At 70.4% G+C, this 14,756-nt stretch carries 14 protein-coding genes and 1 tRNA gene; 10 read left to right on the plus strand and 5 right to left on the minus strand.

The window, feature by feature from the left end:
* The first annotated feature begins 12 nt into the window (after positions 1-12).
* The 6 genes from DEI99_RS15010 (at position 13) to pstB (ending at position 7,528) form a co-directional block, all read left to right on the plus strand.
* Complete coding sequence (locus DEI99_RS15010; protein WP_071297087.1) at positions 13-2,178, plus strand: RNA degradosome polyphosphate kinase; 2,166 nt, start codon at positions 13-15, stop codon at positions 2,176-2,178.
* Positions 2,175-3,122 carry an NUDIX hydrolase gene (locus DEI99_RS15015; RefSeq protein ID WP_111041288.1) on the plus strand — a complete coding sequence of 316 codons (948 nt, stop codon included), beginning with the start codon at positions 2,175-2,177 and terminating at the stop codon, positions 3,120-3,122. The genes DEI99_RS15010 and DEI99_RS15015 overlap by 4 nt, the downstream gene beginning before the upstream one ends.
* 313 nt (positions 3,123-3,435) lie before the next feature.
* Entirely contained in the window at positions 3,436-4,536 is a 1,101-nt protein-coding gene (pstS, locus tag DEI99_RS15020) for a phosphate ABC transporter substrate-binding protein PstS (protein WP_111041289.1), read from the plus strand.
* Between the two features lie 128 nt (positions 4,537-4,664).
* Positions 4,665-5,615: a phosphate ABC transporter permease subunit PstC gene (gene pstC / locus DEI99_RS15025; protein WP_111041290.1), complete on the plus strand. Its 951-nt coding sequence runs from the start codon at positions 4,665-4,667 to the stop codon at positions 5,613-5,615.
* A 13-nt stretch (positions 5,616-5,628) separates the two neighbouring features.
* Positions 5,629-6,714 (plus strand): phosphate ABC transporter permease PstA, encoded by a 1,086-nt coding sequence (pstA, locus tag DEI99_RS15030; RefSeq protein WP_071297088.1) that lies wholly within the window; start codon positions 5,629-5,631, stop codon positions 6,712-6,714.
* 34 nt (positions 6,715-6,748) lie between these two features.
* Positions 6,749-7,528 (plus strand): phosphate ABC transporter ATP-binding protein PstB, encoded by a 780-nt coding sequence (gene pstB / locus DEI99_RS15035; RefSeq protein ID WP_071254077.1) that lies wholly within the window; start codon positions 6,749-6,751, stop codon positions 7,526-7,528.
* Between the two features lie 648 nt (positions 7,529-8,176).
* On the opposite strand, the gene DEI99_RS15040 is transcribed toward pstB, so the two are convergent.
* From DEI99_RS15040 to DEI99_RS15050, 3 genes are all read right to left on the minus strand, one after another.
* Positions 8,177-9,034 carry an anti-sigma factor gene (locus DEI99_RS15040; RefSeq protein ID WP_111041291.1) on the minus strand — a complete coding sequence of 286 codons (858 nt, stop codon included), beginning with the start codon at positions 9,032-9,034 and terminating at the stop codon, positions 8,177-8,179.
* Entirely contained in the window at positions 9,031-9,627 is a 597-nt protein-coding gene (locus DEI99_RS15045) for a sigma-70 family RNA polymerase sigma factor (RefSeq protein ID WP_111041292.1), read from the minus strand. The genes DEI99_RS15040 and DEI99_RS15045 overlap by 4 nt, the downstream gene beginning before the upstream one ends.
* Positions 9,628-10,239: 612 nt before the next feature.
* A complete protein-coding gene (locus DEI99_RS15050) occupies positions 10,240-10,869 on the minus strand; it encodes a DNA-directed RNA polymerase subunit beta (RefSeq protein ID WP_111041293.1) in 630 nt (209 codons plus the stop codon).
* Between the two features lie 127 nt (positions 10,870-10,996).
* Between DEI99_RS15050 and DEI99_RS15055 the strand changes: the two genes are divergently transcribed.
* From DEI99_RS15055 to DEI99_RS15070, 4 genes are all read left to right on the plus strand, one after another.
* Complete coding sequence (locus DEI99_RS15055) at positions 10,997-11,158, plus strand: hypothetical protein (protein WP_181434392.1); 162 nt, start codon at positions 10,997-10,999, stop codon at positions 11,156-11,158.
* Between the two features lie 54 nt (positions 11,159-11,212).
* Positions 11,213-11,288 (plus strand) — tRNA-Lys (locus DEI99_RS15060).
* Between the two features lie 84 nt (positions 11,289-11,372).
* On the plus strand, positions 11,373-12,182 hold the full coding sequence (locus DEI99_RS15065; RefSeq protein WP_181434393.1) for an SGNH/GDSL hydrolase family protein: 810 nt from the start codon (positions 11,373-11,375) through the stop codon (positions 12,180-12,182).
* Positions 12,183-12,355: 173 nt separating this feature from the next.
* Positions 12,356-12,676, plus strand: a complete 321-nt coding sequence (locus tag DEI99_RS15070; protein WP_111041295.1) for a hypothetical protein — start codon at positions 12,356-12,358, stop codon at positions 12,674-12,676.
* A 250-nt stretch (positions 12,677-12,926) separates the two neighbouring features.
* On the opposite strand, the gene DEI99_RS15075 is transcribed toward DEI99_RS15070, so the two are convergent.
* Both DEI99_RS15075 and DEI99_RS15080 read right to left on the minus strand, forming a co-directional pair.
* Entirely contained in the window at positions 12,927-13,859 is a 933-nt protein-coding gene (locus DEI99_RS15075; protein WP_111041296.1) for an aldose 1-epimerase family protein, read from the minus strand.
* The gene (locus tag DEI99_RS15080) at positions 13,856-14,713 is read right to left on the minus strand and encodes a DeoR/GlpR family DNA-binding transcription regulator (RefSeq protein WP_111041297.1); all 858 of its coding nucleotides are present in this window, start codon (positions 14,711-14,713) and stop codon (positions 13,856-13,858) included. The genes DEI99_RS15075 and DEI99_RS15080 overlap by 4 nt, the downstream gene beginning before the upstream one ends.
* Between the last annotated feature and the right edge of the window lie 43 nt (positions 14,714-14,756).

Raw genomic sequence — 14,756 nt, forward strand, 5'->3', positions numbered from 1 at the left:
CAGGATGTGGGGATGGACACCGAACCGCAGCTCGACGGCGAATCCGTCGCACCCGACCTCGACGACTTCGACGAGGTCGTCGAGATCGAGCACGAGTCGCTGCCCTCGGACCGCTACTTCGACCGCGAGCTGAGCTGGCTCCGGTTCAACCAGCGCGTGCTCGAACTGGGCGAGGACCGCACGCAGCCCCTGCTCGAACGGGCGAACTTCCTGGCGATCTTCGCGTCCAACCTCGACGAGTTCTTCATGGTGCGGGTCGCCGGCCTGAAGCGCCGCATCGACACCGGCATCGCGGTGCCGACCAACGTCGGCCGTGCCCCGAGCGACGTCCTGCGCGACATCGCCACGAAGGCGCACGAACTGCAGGACCGGCACGCGCAGGCCTTCATCGGGTCGCTCAAGCCCGACCTGGACGCCGCGGGCATCCACGTCGAGCACTGGTCCGACCTCGACGAGGCCGACCGGCAGCGCATGCGCGAGTACTTCAACGAGCAGATCTTCCCGGTGCTCATGCCCCTGGCGGTCGACCCGGCGCACCCCTTCCCCTACATCTCCGGGCTCTCGCTCAACCTGGCCGTGCGGGTGCGCAACCCGAAGTCGCAGCGCCAGGAGTTCGCGCGCCTCAAGGTGCCGCAGAACTTCTCCCGCTTCATCAAGCTGCCGGACGACAACTCCGGCCGGATGCGCTTCATCCCCCTCGAGGACCTCATCGCGAACCACCTCGACGACCTGTTCCCGGGGATGGAGGTCCTCGAGCACCACGTGTTCCGGGTCACCCGCAACGAGGACGTCGAGATCGAGGAGGACGAGGCCGAGAACCTCATCCAGGCCCTCGAGCGCGAGCTCCTGCGCCGCCGGTTCGGGCCGCCGATCCGCCTCGAGATCACCGAGGACATGGACCCGGTGACGCTCGACCTGCTCGTGCGCGAGCTCGACATCACCGAACAAGAGGTCTTCCGCCTGCCGTCGCCGCTCGACCTCGGCGGACTGTTCGAGATCGCGAAGATCAACCGCCCCGACCTGCACTACCCGAAGCACGTGCCGACGACGCCCGTGCAGTTCCAGCCGGGCGAACCGAACACCAAGCCGGACCTGTTCCGCGCCATCGCGGCGAAGGACGTCCTCGTGCACCACCCGTACGAGTCCTTCGCGACGAGCGTGCAGGCGTTCCTCGAGCAGGCCGCCGCCGACCCGAACGTGCTCGCGATCAAGCAGACGCTGTACCGCACGTCGGGCGACAGCCCCATCGTCGAGGCCCTCATCGACGCGGCCGCCGCCGGCAAGCAGGTCCTGGCGCTCGTCGAGATCAAGGCGCGCTTCGACGAGCAGAACAACATCACCTGGGCCCGCAAGCTCGAGAAGGCCGGCGTGCACGTGGTCTACGGCCTGGTCGGGCTGAAGACGCACTCGAAGCTCGTGCTCGTCATCCGGCAGGAGGGCGGCACGCTCAAGCACTACAGCCACATCGGCACGGGCAACTACAACCCGAAGACCTCGCGCATCTACGAGGACATGGGCCTGTTCACCGCGGACGACACCGTCGGCAAGGACCTCACGCGGCTGTTCAACGAGTTGTCCGGCTACGCCATCGAGAAGAAGTTCAAGCGGCTGCTCGTGGCCCCGCTGCACCTGCGGAAGGGCCTGCTGAAGCGCATCCAGACCGAGGCCGCGAACGCCCGCGCCGGCAAGCCGTCGGGCATCCGCATCAAGGTGAACTCGATGGTCGACGAGCAGATCATCGACGCGCTCTACCTGGCCAGCCAGGCCGGGGTCCCCGTCGACGTCTGGGTCCGCGGCATCTGCTCGCTCAAGCCCGGCATGGAGGGCGTCAGCGACACCATCCGGGTGCGGAGCATCGTCGGCCGCTACCTCGAGCACTCCCGTGCCTTCGCGTTCCACAACGACGGCGACCCGGCGGTGTTCATCGGCAGCGCAGACATGATGCACCGCAACCTGGACCGCCGCGTCGAGGCCCTGGTACGGCTCACCGCGCCGGACCACATCGCCGAGGTGCAGGAGCTCTTCGACCTCGCGATGGCGGACACCGCGAGCTCGTGGCACCTCGAGTCCGACGGCGAGTGGACCCGGCACTCCACGGACGATGCCGGCCGCCCGCTCGAGGACGTGCAGAATGTGACCATGCGGAAGATCTCGGCGCGGAAGCGCTCCACTCGGTGAGCGGCGGTTCCGCGGGCCCGGTCGTGGCCGGGGGCGCCGTCGTCTGGCGCGAGGAGGAAGGCACGCCCCTCGTGCTGCTCATCCACCGCGACCACCACAAGGACGTCTCACTGCCCAAGGGCAAGGTCGACCCAGGCGAGGCCGTACCGACCACCGCGGTGCGCGAGATCGCCGAGGAGACCGGGTACCGCGTGCACCTCGGCGCGCCGCTCGGCACCGCCGAGTACGTCCTGCCGAACGGCCGCGACAAGGTCGTGCACTACTGGGCCGCGCGGGTGTCCGCGAAGGAGTACGCCCGGGCCGGCGCGTTCACGCCGAACCACGAGGTCGCCGCGCTCGAGTGGGTCACGATCGACGACGCCCGGAACCGCCTGACGTACGAGCGCGACGTCGCGATCCTCGACCGGTTCGCCGAGCGCGCCGCCGCGGGTCAGCACCGCACGTTCGCGCTCATCGCCCTGCGGCACGCGAAGACCGTGCCCGGCTCGGAGTGGAACGGCCCGGACGCGACCCGCCCGCTCCTGCCGGTGGGACGGTCCCAGGCGAAGGCCGCCGCCCCCGCGGTCGCGGCGTTCGGCCCGAAGAAGATCGTGTCGAGCACCGCCGCCCGCTGCCTGGCCACCGTCGAGCCGCTGTCGGCGACGACGAAGGTCGGGGTCGCGAGCACCGCGGACATCAGCCAGGACGCCCACGACCGCGGCGCGGCCGACGTCAAGGGCGTCGTGCGCCGCCGCCTCGACAAGGGCAAGACCGTCGTGCTCTGCTCGCACGGGCCCGTGCTGCCCGACCTCATCGCACGGATCGCCACCGCGACCGCGGACGACTCCGGCCGGTTCGACCTGCGCCGGGCCGCGATGCTCTCGGTCGGCGACTTCTCCGTGATGCACATCGCCGACGGCACCCTCGTCGCCGTCGAGACGCACCGCAACACCGTCCCGGCGTAGCGCGCGCCGGCGCCGTGCCGCGCGCCCGTGCGCCCGTCGCGCCCGCACCCGTCGTGCCCGCGCGCCCGCGCCCGTCGCGCCCGCCCGCGATCATGCGTCTGCATGTTCCGAACACGCGCACAGTGCTCCCGATCCTGCTCCCCGCGCGGGTGCGGCGCACGCCGCCCGGTCCGGGACAACCCCTCGTTCACCTGCCGTTCACCAACGCGGGTGGGTCCCGTCACCTCGCGTCCCTACAGTCGCTCCCGGGTCAGCACCGGCCCACGGGACCAGCAGCGGTCCCACCTGCAATGACATTCCCGAAGGGACCCCTGTGAACATCAAGCGAATCGGTTCGATCGCAGCAATCGCGATCGCCGGCGCAGTCGTGCTCTCCTCCTGCGCGGCGAACGAGGACGCTGGCAACGGCGCCTCCTCCGGCTCGGGCACCAGCTCCGACCTCACCGGCACCCTGACCGCTTCCGGCTCGTCGGCGCAGGGCACCGCGCAGGCGACCTGGGCCGCCGGCTTCCAGGACATGGCCTCCGGCGTGACGGTCAACTACTCGCCGGACGGCTCCGGCGCCGGGCGCGAGAACTTCATGTCGGGCGCATCGGACTTCGCCGGCTCGGACGCCGCGCTGAAGGACGAGGAGCTCTCGGGCACGTTCGAGGCGTGCGCCGCGGACTCCAAGGGCATCGACATCCCGGTCTACATCTCCCCGATCGCCATCGCCTACAAGGTGGACGGTGTCAGCGACCTGACCCTCGACGCGAAGACCATCGCGGGCATCTTCTCGGGCAAGATCACCAAGTGGGACGACTCGCAGATCGCCGACCTGAACGACGGCGTCGACCTGCCGGACGCGGACATCACGGTCGTGCACCGCTCCGACGACTCGGGCACCACGCAGAACTTCTCCGAGTACGTCTCGGCGAACGCCGGCGACGTCTGGACCGAAGAGCCGAGCCAGACCTTCCCGTACTCGGTCGGCGACGCGGCCAAGGGCACCTCGGGTGTCGCCTCGGCCATGGGCAGCGCCTCGAACGCGATCACCTACATCGACGACTCGGGCGCCGGTTCGCTCGACAAGGCGAAGCTCATGGTCGGCGACAAGGCCACCGAGCTCTCGGCCGAGGGCGCTGCCCAGGTCGTCGCCGACTCCGACCTCGTGTCGGGCCGTGAGGACAACGACCTTGCGATCTCCATCGACCGCAAGGACACCGCCGACGGCGCCTGGCCGCTCGTCCTCGTCTCCTACGCCATCGCGTGCCAGGAGTACAAGGACGCCGACAAGGCCGCGCTGGTGAAGGGCTACCTCGACTACGTCGTCAGCAGCGAGGCGCAGGACGCCGCCGCCAAGGAGGCCAAGTCGGCTCCGCTGTCGGACGACCTCGCCGAGAAGGCCAAGGCCGCGGTCGACTCGATCAAGTAGCACCCTGAGTGCCCGGACGCCGGTCCCACCCACCTGACCGGCGTCCGGGCACTTCGCCCGTCCACCGGGCGTCCAGCCCCACACCCCCGAACCGTCGCCTCCCCCGGCGTTCCTCCGACAGGAGTCCCATGACGACCGCACCGGCCCAGCCAGGGGCCACCGTCACCCCCACCAAGCCGAAGGCCGTCGTCCGCGTCGGTGACCGGGTCTTCTCCGCCGCGTCGGTCATCGCCGGCGGCGTCATCCTCTTCGTGCTCGTGCTCGTCGCCGCCTTCCTGGTCTGGCAGAGCATCCCCGCGTTCGCCGCGAAGGCCGGTGAGCTCCCGAACAACGCGACGAGCTTCTGGCAGTACGTCGGTCCGCTCGTCTTCGGCACCGTCTGGTCCGCGCTCATCGCGCTCGTGATCGCCGTGCCGCTCGCCCTCGGGATCGCCCTCTTCATCTCGCACTTCGCACCGCGGCGCCTCGCCCCGGTGCTCGGCTACGTGATCGACCTGCTGGCAGCGGTGCCGTCGGTCGTCTACGGCCTCTGGGGCATCGTCGTGCTCGCCCCGTTCGTGAAGCCCTTCTACGCCTTCCTGAACGAGTACCTCGGCTGGTTCCCGCTGTTCTCCGGCCAGGTCTCCGGCACCGGCCGCACCATCCTGACGGCGTCGATCGTCCTCGCCGTGATGGCGATCCCGATCATGACCGCGGTCATGCGCGAGATCTTCCTGCAGGCGCCGACCCTCAACGAGGAAGCCGCCCTGGCCCTCGGCGCGACCCGCTGGGAGATGATCCGCCTGTCGGTCCTGCCGTTCGCGAAGTCCGGCATCGTGTCCGCGATCATGCTCGGCCTCGGCCGCGCGCTCGGCGAGACGATGGCGATCGCCCTCGTGCTCTCCGTGTCGACCAACATCACCTTCCAGATGCTGACGTCGCAGAACCCCTCGACGATCGCGGCGAACATCGCCCTGCAGTTCGCCGAGGCCTCCGGCACTGCCCTGAACGCCCTCATCGCCTCGGGTCTGATCCTGTTCGTCATCACCCTGGTCATCAACATGCTCGCGCGGTACATCGTCCGCTCGCGGGTCAGCTGAGAGGTCGCACCCGATGTCCCTCGCGCTCCGTCAGACCGGCACGGCCGGCAACGTCTACGCCAACGGCAAGCTGCACAAGTCCGTGCCGTGGCTGCTCCTCGTCGGCAGCTGGGTCGCGCTCGTCGCGGTCTTCGCCCTGCTCAACGCCGGCGGCTCGGTCGGCGACTTCAACGTCGTCGCCGCGCTCTTCCTCGGCACCGTGCTGTTCGACGTCCTCATCGTCGTGGTCTCCCGCATCGTCGAGGGCGGCCGGCAGGCGGTCGACCGCCTCGTCACCTCCCTCGTCGTCACGGCGTTCGTCATCGCTCTGCTGCCGCTCGTGTCGCTCCTGTGGACCGTCCTCGCCGACGGCCTCGCCCGCTTCGACGCCAACTTCTTCTCGTACTCGATGCGCGGCGTCATCTCCGAGGGCGGCGGCGCCGTCCACGCCCTCGTCGGCACGCTCGAGATCACGCTGTTCGCGGCGCTCATCTCAGTGCCGATCGGGCTGCTCACCTCGATCTACCTGGTCGAGTACGGCCGCGGCGCACTCGCGAAGGGCATCACGTTCTTCGTCGACGTCATGACGGGCATCCCGTCGATCGTCGCGGGTCTGTTCGCCTACTCGCTGTTCGCGCTCTTCCTCGGCCCGGGCGCCCGCTTCGGCCTGGTCGGCTCCGTCGCCCTGAGCGTCCTGATGATCCCGATCGTCGTGCGCTCCACCGAAGAGGTGCTGAAGATCGTGCCGATGGAGCTCCGCGAGGCCTCGTACGCGCTCGGCGTGCCGAAGTACCTCACCATCCTCAAGGTCGTGCTCCCGACGAGCCTCGCCGGCATCACCACCGGCGTCATGCTCTCGATCGCCCGCGTCATCGGCGAGACCGCCCCGCTGCTCGTCACGGCCGGCTTCACCGCGAGCATGAACTACGACCTGTTCAAGGACCCGATGATGACGCTGCCCGTGTACGCGTACACGCAGTACTCGCAGCAGGGCGCCAACCCGGTGCCGTTCGTCGACCGGGCCTGGACCGCCGCACTCGTGCTCATCCTCATCGTGATGCTGCTCAACCTGCTGGCCCGGTTCATCACCCGCCTCTTCGCCCCCAAGCTCTCGCGCTAGCGAACCCACTTCCCCACCCACCAGAAGGATCCACGTGTCCAAGCGCATCGAGGTCGACGGCCTCAACGTCTACTACTCGAAGTTCAAGGCGGTCGAGGGGGTCGACATCACCATCGAACCCCGCACCGTCACCGCGTTCATCGGCCCGTCCGGCTGCGGCAAGTCCACGTTCCTCCGCACGCTCAACCGCATGCACGAGGTCATCCCCGGCGCCTGGGTCGAGGGCTCGGTCAAGATCGACGGCGACGACCTCTACGGCCCCGGTGTCGACCCGGTGCTCGTCCGCCGTCAGGTCGGCATGGTCTTCCAGCGTCCGAACCCCTTCCCCACGATGTCGATCAAGGACAACGTGCTCGCGGGCGTGAAGCTCAACAACAAGCGCATCTCGAAGTCCGAGGCCGACGACATCGTCGAGCGCTCCCTGCAGGGCGCGAACCTGTGGAACGAGGTCAAGGACCGCCTCGACAAGCCCGGCATGGGCCTGTCCGGCGGCCAGCAGCAGCGTCTCTGCATCGCCCGCGCCATCGCCGTGCAGCCCGACGTGCTCCTCATGGACGAGCCCTGCTCGGCGCTCGACCCGATCTCGACCCTCGCCATCGAGGACCTGATCGAGGACCTCAAGAAGGAGTTCACGATCGTGATCGTGACCCACAACATGCAGCAGGCCTCGCGCGTCAGCGACAAGACCGCGTTCTTCAACATCGCCGGCACCGGCGCCCCGGGCAAGCTCATCGAGTTCGACGACACCGCCACGATGTTCTCGAACCCGTCCGTGCAGGCCACCGAGGACTACGTCTCGGGTCGCTTCGGTTGATCGCCGTCCGTCCGTCACCCTGACGGACAGCCGGGAGGCCCAGTGCACGTCCGTCACGGACGCGCACCGGGCCTCTCGTGGTTGCGCTGGGTACCGCGTTGGGCGCCCGGACGGCCGATGCGTGCACGTGTTCCGACGGAACACCCGTCGATCGACTCGTGGGTCGTCGCAGGATGCACGTGCATCCGGTGCGAGCGCATGTTCCGACGGAGCACCGGTCGAACGACACGTGCTCCGTCGCGCGATGCTCGTGCATCGACCACGGGCACAGCCACGTGCACTGCCACGGCCACGGCCACGTCTTCACCCACGACGAGACTGCGGTCGGACGACGTCGACCTCGTCGCCTCCCGCGAGCGCTCCCCGGGGCAGGGGCGCAGGGCCCGCGGTCGGACGACGTCGACCTCGTCGCTCCCCGCGAGCGCTCCCCGGTGCAGGGGGCGCGGGGCCCGCTGTCGGACGACGTCGACCCCCTCGCTCCCCGTGAGCGCCCCGTGTTGCAGGTGGGCGGGCGTGCAGGTTGCAGGCGTGCAGGCGTGCGGAAACGACGAAACCGCTGTCGTGCGACAGCGGTTTCGTCGTTCGGGGTCGGACTCGGAGCCCGACGCAAGCAGGGGCTCAGCCCCGACGGCCTCAGCCCCGACGGCCTCAGGCCGTGGTGGTGGGGACCGCCATGATCGGGGTCGTCGTGGGCTGGTCCGAGCCGCCGGCGGGCTCGACCGTCATGCCGATCGTCGCGCCGTCGGACATCGAGCCCTTCAGCACGGCGGAGTGCACGCCGTCCGCGGCACCGTCGACCAGGCCCGCGGCCGTGATGGCGCCGCCCTCGGCCTCGCCGCCGATGTACCAGAGCTCGTACGTCTTGCCCTTCGGCGCCTGCTGCACGCCGTCGAGGATCACCGCGGACTTGCCGAGGTCGTTCGACCACACGACCGTCGCGGACCCGCCGCCTTCGACCTTGGTCGTGGTGCGCTGGAAGTCCGACGCGGCGTAGATGCGGTCGAGGCCGCTCGAAGCCTGCGTGGTGCCCGGGCCGGAGCTGTTCGACGGGTCGAACACGGAGCCGACCCCGAGTCCGCCGAAGAACACCGCGGCGACGGCCGCGGCGGCGGTCAGCATGACCGCCGGGCGCTGGAACCAGCGGCGGCGGGCCTCGGAGGACGCCCGACCACCGGCGGCGGGGCCGGCGTCGATGGAGGTGACCTGCGCTGCGGGCGCGGGACGGGCCTCCTGGGCGGGTGCGGTGTGTGCGGTCGAGGCGACCGGCGCTGCCTGGGGGGTCGTCGCGATCTGTGCCAGCAACGACGTCTTGAGCGACGCGGGTGCCTCGATCGGAGCGACCGCGTAGGCAAGCTGGAGCGCGGTCTCGCGCAGTGAATCGGTCTCGGCCTGCAGCTCGGGTGACGTCGTGAGGACGTCCTCGAGGAGTGCGCGCTCGTCATCGGACAGCGCGTCGAGTGCGTAGGCGCCCGTCAGCAGGGCGGGGTCGTCGTGTCGTTCGGTCATGAGGTCACCCCCATCTCGTCTCGGAGTCGGATCATCCCGTCACGGAGACGGGTCTTGACGGTGCCGATGGGGACACCGAGGTGTTCGGCCATCTCGCTGTGCGAGTAGCCGCCGTAGTACGCGAGCTGCACCGCCTGGCGCTGGAACTCGGTCAGCTTGCCGAGGGCGCGGCTGACCCGTTCGTGCTCGATGCGGATCTCGACCGATTCGGAGACCTGGTCGTACCCGGCCTCGAGGTCGCGGATGCCGATCTTCGTGTCCCGGTCGTGCGAGCTCTGGGAGGCCCGGACCCGGTCCACCGCCCGGCGGTGCGCCATGGTGAGGATCCAGCTCGCTGCGGTGCCGCGCTTGCGGTCGAAGCGGGTGGCTTGCTGCCAGACCTCGAGGAAGACCTCTTGCGTGACCTCCTCCGACTGGGCGCGGTCCCGGAGGAGCCGCGTCACGAGTCCGAGGACCCGCCCGGAGACGAGGTCGTAGAGATCGGAGAATGCAGCTTGATCACCGTTCGCGACCCGGGCGAGGAGGTCGTCCGGCGATGCCTGTGCTGGCTCGGAGCTCCAGCGTTCGGTGTCGCTATCCACGAGGGCAAGCATTGCAGGTTTCCCTCCTCTCGGTGCATCGGTGTCGGTGGGAGTCTGCGTCGAGTTCGGCGCGAGGCTCCGTTCTGGTGACGGGAGACCGGTGTGACCCACAGGGAATTGACCGGCTGGCGCCGGCCCGGGTCACACCGGACCCTCGTCGTCGTGCCGGTCAGGAACCCCGTCACACTGATGATTCGGCACGGTGCCCGAGGCGGATTGGAACAGATCCTGGGGAGTCCTCAGGGGCACGCCCGGCGACCGATGTGTCCACCGAGAGTGAACACGGGTCGTGCGCTCAGCCGACGTCTCGTAGACTCGTTCCTGCCGGGCCGCAGCAAGCCCCGGGCTCCAAAATTCGCCGCTTCGAGCGGCCTCGCGCCGAGAGGCGCTTCTGCGGCCCGGTTCTTCTCTGCCCGGACGCGGGTCACGGTCGGTCTGCGTCTGTTCGGCGTCGGCGTCGGGGTCGTGGTCGTTCCGCTTGGTGGAGGAACGGTTGTTCCGCTTGGTGAGCAGGAACTGTCGGGTGGCGCGACGCGACCCGACATCGTGTGCTCACCATGTGCGCGGACGTGGGGTGTCCGGCGCTCGGACGGGAGGCCCGGTTCGGGTCCGCCCCGCTGCTCGCTAGTCCAGGCTGTCGCGACGCCAGAGCGCCGCCGCCTCGGTGAGGTCGGCCCCCAGCTCCGTGAGACGGAGCGCCCGCGTGGTCAGCTCGCTCGCCCGGTCGGCCGCCGTCAGGTCGGACTCGTCCGCCACCGCGGTCGCACCGGCCGCGGTCAGACGGCAGAACGCCGCGCCGCGGTCGAGCGCCGTGGCGAAGTCACCCGTGTACAGGCCGTGCAGGATGCGGTCGGCCAGGGTCAGGATCTCGGCGGGACCCGTCGGCTGCTCGGCGCCGGCGACGGCCTGGTCGATCGTGCCGATCTGCTCCGTCCCCCGCTCGAACAGGTGGGCGATCTCCTCCGGGTTCTGCCGGATCACCGTGCGCACCAGGTACACCCGCCACAGGGCACCCGGCAACGTGTGCGCACCCACGCGTGCCCAGAGCTCCGCGATCGCGTCGATGCCGTGCACGTCCGTGTAGGTGACCAGTCGCTCGACCACCGCCGGGTCCGGGTCCTGGCGCACCCGGTGCAGCAGCGCGTTCGCGGTCTCGTGGGCGACACGGTTCACGAGTGCAGGGTCCTCGCCACCCTGGATGGCGGCGAACTCGGCGTCGGTGAAGTGGACGGGACGGTGGTGATCGCGAGGCACCGCGTCAGTGTAGGCACGGCCGGTGACACGCCCGCCCCTCGTTCGCCCAGAACGCAACGGTGCCGCCGCGCGTACTCTGCTCGGGCAGGGAGGCACCCCTCCCGGACGCGCAAGAGAGGACCCCCTCGTGAACCCCCTGCTCATCATCCTGGCCGTCATCGCGGTCATCCTGCTCTTCGTCGGCGGCTTCGCCGCGAGCTTGAAGTTCCTGCTCTGGGTGGGCATCGTCCTGCTCGTCATCGCGGTCGTCCTGTGGGTGGTCCGCACGCTCACGGGACGTCGGGGCTGACCCCGCTCCGACCGGTTCTTCCTGGAGGCCCTCACCCGCTAGCCTTGCGGGTGAGGGCCTCTAGCTCAGTTGGTAGAGCACCGGACTTTTAATCCGAGGGTCGTGGGTTCGAGCCCCACGGGGCCCACCACCTCCCGAACGCCGGATCGATGTCCGGCGTCGAGCTGCCTGTCGCTCGGCAGATGCGCCGACACCGTTGTCTACGATGGAGTCGATGGCACGACGATCTGACCGCGGACGGCCGGGCGCCGACAGCCCTGCCGCGGTCCGGCGACGCCGCCGCGTGTTCCCGGGCATCGCCCTCGGCACCATGGCCCTCGGGGTCATCGGTCTGCTCGTGATCCTGCCGAGTGTGTCGAGCGCCTGCCAGCCGGTCACGACGTCGTCGGGAGCCTCGGCCTCGAAGGTCGCAGCGGCGATCGCACCCGGTTCGCGTGTGCTCATCGTCGGCGACTCGTACACCTCGGGGCGTGGGTCGACGACCGGCCTGCACGGGTGGGCGCAGGACATCGTCGCCGACCGGCACTGGAACGCGAAGATCGACGGCTACCCGGGCACCGGCTACGTCGACACCGGCCGGACCGGGTCGTCGCACTACACGTACGGCCCGCGCATCGAGCGGCACGCGGCGTTCGACCCGCAGCTCGTGCTCGTGCAGGGCAGCCAGAACGACTGGCTCGTCGACGCCGAGATGCTGCAGGCGCGGGTCGAGCGCACGCTCCGGACGGCCGAGCAGACCTGGCCGGATGCGGTCGTCGTGGCCGTCGGCCCGTCGGCACCGCAGCCGTGGGCACAGTCCACCACCGGGGTCGCCGCGTCCGTCTCAGCGGGGGCGGCCGCAGCGGGTGTGCCGTACATCGACGCGCTCGGCGGCGGGTGGTTCACGGCGGCGAACAGCCCGCGCTACCAGGCCTCCGACGGCGCGCACCTCAACGACGCGGGGTACCAGTACCTCGCCGACCGCGTCGCGCAGTCCCTCGACGAGCTCGCAGGGCCTGCCGACGGCGACGAACAGTGCGCCTGACGCACTGACGAGCCCTCGGGGTACAAGACGCCCACAGGGGCCTCATGGCGTTTCCTCTGCACAACCCAGTCGACGTCCAGCGATCTGCTGGCCCGACGCCGATAGTGTCGTTCCCGGATCCGATCAGCGGATCCTGCAGCACCGCACCACCACGAACGAACGGGGTACACATCGTGTCCGAGCCCATCGACGCCACGCAGACCAGCACCACCGGTGACGCGCGCCGCCTCGTCGAGCTCGCAGCAGCGACCAACACGACGATGAGCAACGAGCTCCTGCTCGACACGCTCCGTCGGAACGCCCAGGTCACCACCCGCCACATCCGCACGGACTTCGTCGAGGTCGCCTCGGCCACCGCGGTCCTCGGGTACGTCTGCAAGCAGCGCAAGGAGTTCGTCGCCCTGCGCGGCGACGACCCCGCCTGGGCGCACGAGGTGGGCCGCTACCCGAGCGAGTCCCTTGCGGTCGAGGCCCTGCGGATGCGCCGCGGCTGACCCGCAGCTCCGAGACGACGAACGCCGCCCCGCATCGGGGCGGCGTTCGTGCGTGCAGCGGAGCGGCGTTCGTGCGTTCAGTGGGGCGACGTTCCTGCGTCCAACGGGGCGGTGATTCCCCCGTCGAAGCGACAGATCGCCGTTTCCCGCCCGCGACGACTCCGCCAGAGCGACACGTTCCCGCGATCCTTCGGCGGGACGGAGTCGCTTTCGCGAGGCGGATCGCGGTGAGCGGGCCGGGCGGCCCGGCTCAGGACCAGACGCGGCGGATGCCCCAGCTGCCCGTCCAGGTCTCGTCGGGTTCGAGCCAGCGCAGCCCCTCGCCCGAGTTGAGCGCGTTCGCGGGTGCTGTCATCGGTTCGACGGCCACCGCCAGACCCGTGCCGTCGCCGCGCGGGAACTCCCGCGACGTGAAGACCTGCACGTAGGGGAACGACGCGTCCTGCCAGAGCTGGACGCCGTCGCCCTCCGGGCCGTGCAGCGTCGTGTGCCGCACCCCGTCGGCGTCCGGCGTGATGTCGGTGTAGGCGGTGTCGAGGTCCGAATCGCCGGCACGACGCCCCTGCCGCAGGTCGAACCCGGTGCCGTCGACGGACACCGTGCCGTTCGGCACCTTCTGGTCGTCGACCGTGAACGCGGTCGCCGCGTCGAGCGTGACGACGAGGTCGTCGGCGGGGGTGTCGCCGGCGCGCAGGTACGGGTGGGCCCCGACGGCGAAGGGCGCGCGCACCCCGGAGCGGTTCGTGACCTCGTGGGTCACGCGGATGCCGTCGTCGACGAGTTCGTGGTGCACCCGGGTCTCGAGGGTGAAGGGCCAGCCGTGCTGCGGGTGGATCGTCGCCTGCTGCACGATGCCGGTCTCGGTCTGGGTCACGACGCGGTACGGCGCGAAGCGCAGGAGTCCGTGCGAGGCGTTGCCGTACTTCGGTTCGGTGACGTCGAGCTGCTGCGCCCTGCCGTCGAGCTGCCAGACGCCGCCCGCGACCCGGTTCGGCCAGGGCGCGAGGACGATGCCGTTCGCGCCGGGCGGCTGCTCCGTGACCGGGAACGGCTCGGTCAGGTCGAAGCCCGCGACCCGGAGTTCGCGGATGCCGGCCGCGACCTCGGTGACGACGGCTTCGACGACGCCGTCGGGGCCGGCGTGGTGCAGGTGGTACTGGCCACCGGTGGGTGCTGCGGTCATGGCGTGTGGTTCCTTCCGGAGGGTGCGGTGCGGTCGTCGCCGCCGTCGGCCACGAGGACCTGGACCCCGGCCGACCGGATCGTGGCGACCGCGTCCGCCGACGCCCCGGCGGTGACGACGACGTCGATGTCCTCGAGCGCGCGGACGACCCCGATGTGGGCCCGGCCGAACTTCGACCCGTCCGCGACCACGACCGTACGCCGCGCCGAGGCCGCGAGCATCCGCTTCGCCTCGGTCTCGGGCAGGTTCACGTTCGTCAGCCCGTGCTCGACGTCGACGCCGGTGCCGCCGATGAACACGACGTCGGCCGCGATCATCGGCAGCACGGTGCCGTTGAAGGGCGCCACGAGGGAGTGCTGCAGGGGCCGCAGCGTGCCCCCGGTCACGACGACGGTGAACCGGGGCACGGCCGGCTCGAGCGCGAGCGCGGTGGTGAGCGAGTTCGTCACGACGGTGACGTCGACGAGGTCCGTGCGGGCGACGAGCGCCGCCGCGACCGCGGCCGGGGTGGTGCCGACGTCGAGGACGACGCACTCGCCGGACCGCACGAGGGACGCCGCCGCCCGGCCGATCGCGGCCTTGGCCGCCTGGTGTTCGACGGCGGTCTCCTCGAAGGGGCGTTCGCCGGGACCGGCCCCGAGGCGGACGGCACCGCCGTGCACCCGCCGGAGCCGGGCCTCCTGGTCGAGGACCGCGAGGTCCTGCCGGACCGTCACCTCGCTAGTGCCGAGCGCCGCGGCCAGGGCGGCGGTCCGGACCAGGCCGGGAGCTCCGTCGACGATGGCGACGATGCGGTCCTGCCGCAGCGGCGCGGGCAGCGCGCCGGCGAGGAAGGCGAGGTCATCGTCCGTCATGTCCCTAGTTTCACTTGCTTGCGTTGCCTTTCGCAATGCTTCG

It is taken from the genome of Curtobacterium sp. MCLR17_036 (assembly GCF_003234445.2).
In the GTDB taxonomy this organism is placed as follows: Bacteria; Actinomycetota; Actinomycetes; order Actinomycetales; family Microbacteriaceae; genus Curtobacterium.

Excerpts from the sequence above, each read along its gene's own strand:
- DEI99_RS15010 (WP_071297087.1), top strand. The coding sequence starts at position 13 with ATGGACACCGAACCGCAGCTCGACGGCGAATCCGTCGCACCCGACCTC.
- pstC (WP_111041290.1), top strand. The coding sequence starts at position 4,665 with ATGACGACCGCACCGGCCCAGCCAGGGGCCACCGTCACCCCCACCAAG.
- pstA (WP_071297088.1), top strand. The coding sequence starts at position 5,629 with ATGTCCCTCGCGCTCCGTCAGACCGGCACGGCCGGCAACGTCTACGCC.
- DEI99_RS15040 (WP_111041291.1), bottom strand. The coding sequence starts at position 9,034 with ATGACCGAACGACACGACGACCCCGCCCTGCTGACGGGCGCCTACGCA.
- DEI99_RS15045 (WP_111041292.1), bottom strand. The coding sequence starts at position 9,627 with ATGCTTGCCCTCGTGGATAGCGACACCGAACGCTGGAGCTCCGAGCCA.
- DEI99_RS15065 (WP_181434393.1), top strand. The coding sequence starts at position 11,373 with ATGGCACGACGATCTGACCGCGGACGGCCGGGCGCCGACAGCCCTGCC.
- DEI99_RS15075 (WP_111041296.1), bottom strand. The coding sequence starts at position 13,859 with ATGACCGCAGCACCCACCGGTGGCCAGTACCACCTGCACCACGCCGGC.
- DEI99_RS15080 (WP_111041297.1), bottom strand. The coding sequence starts at position 14,713 with ATGACGGACGATGACCTCGCCTTCCTCGCCGGCGCGCTGCCCGCGCCG.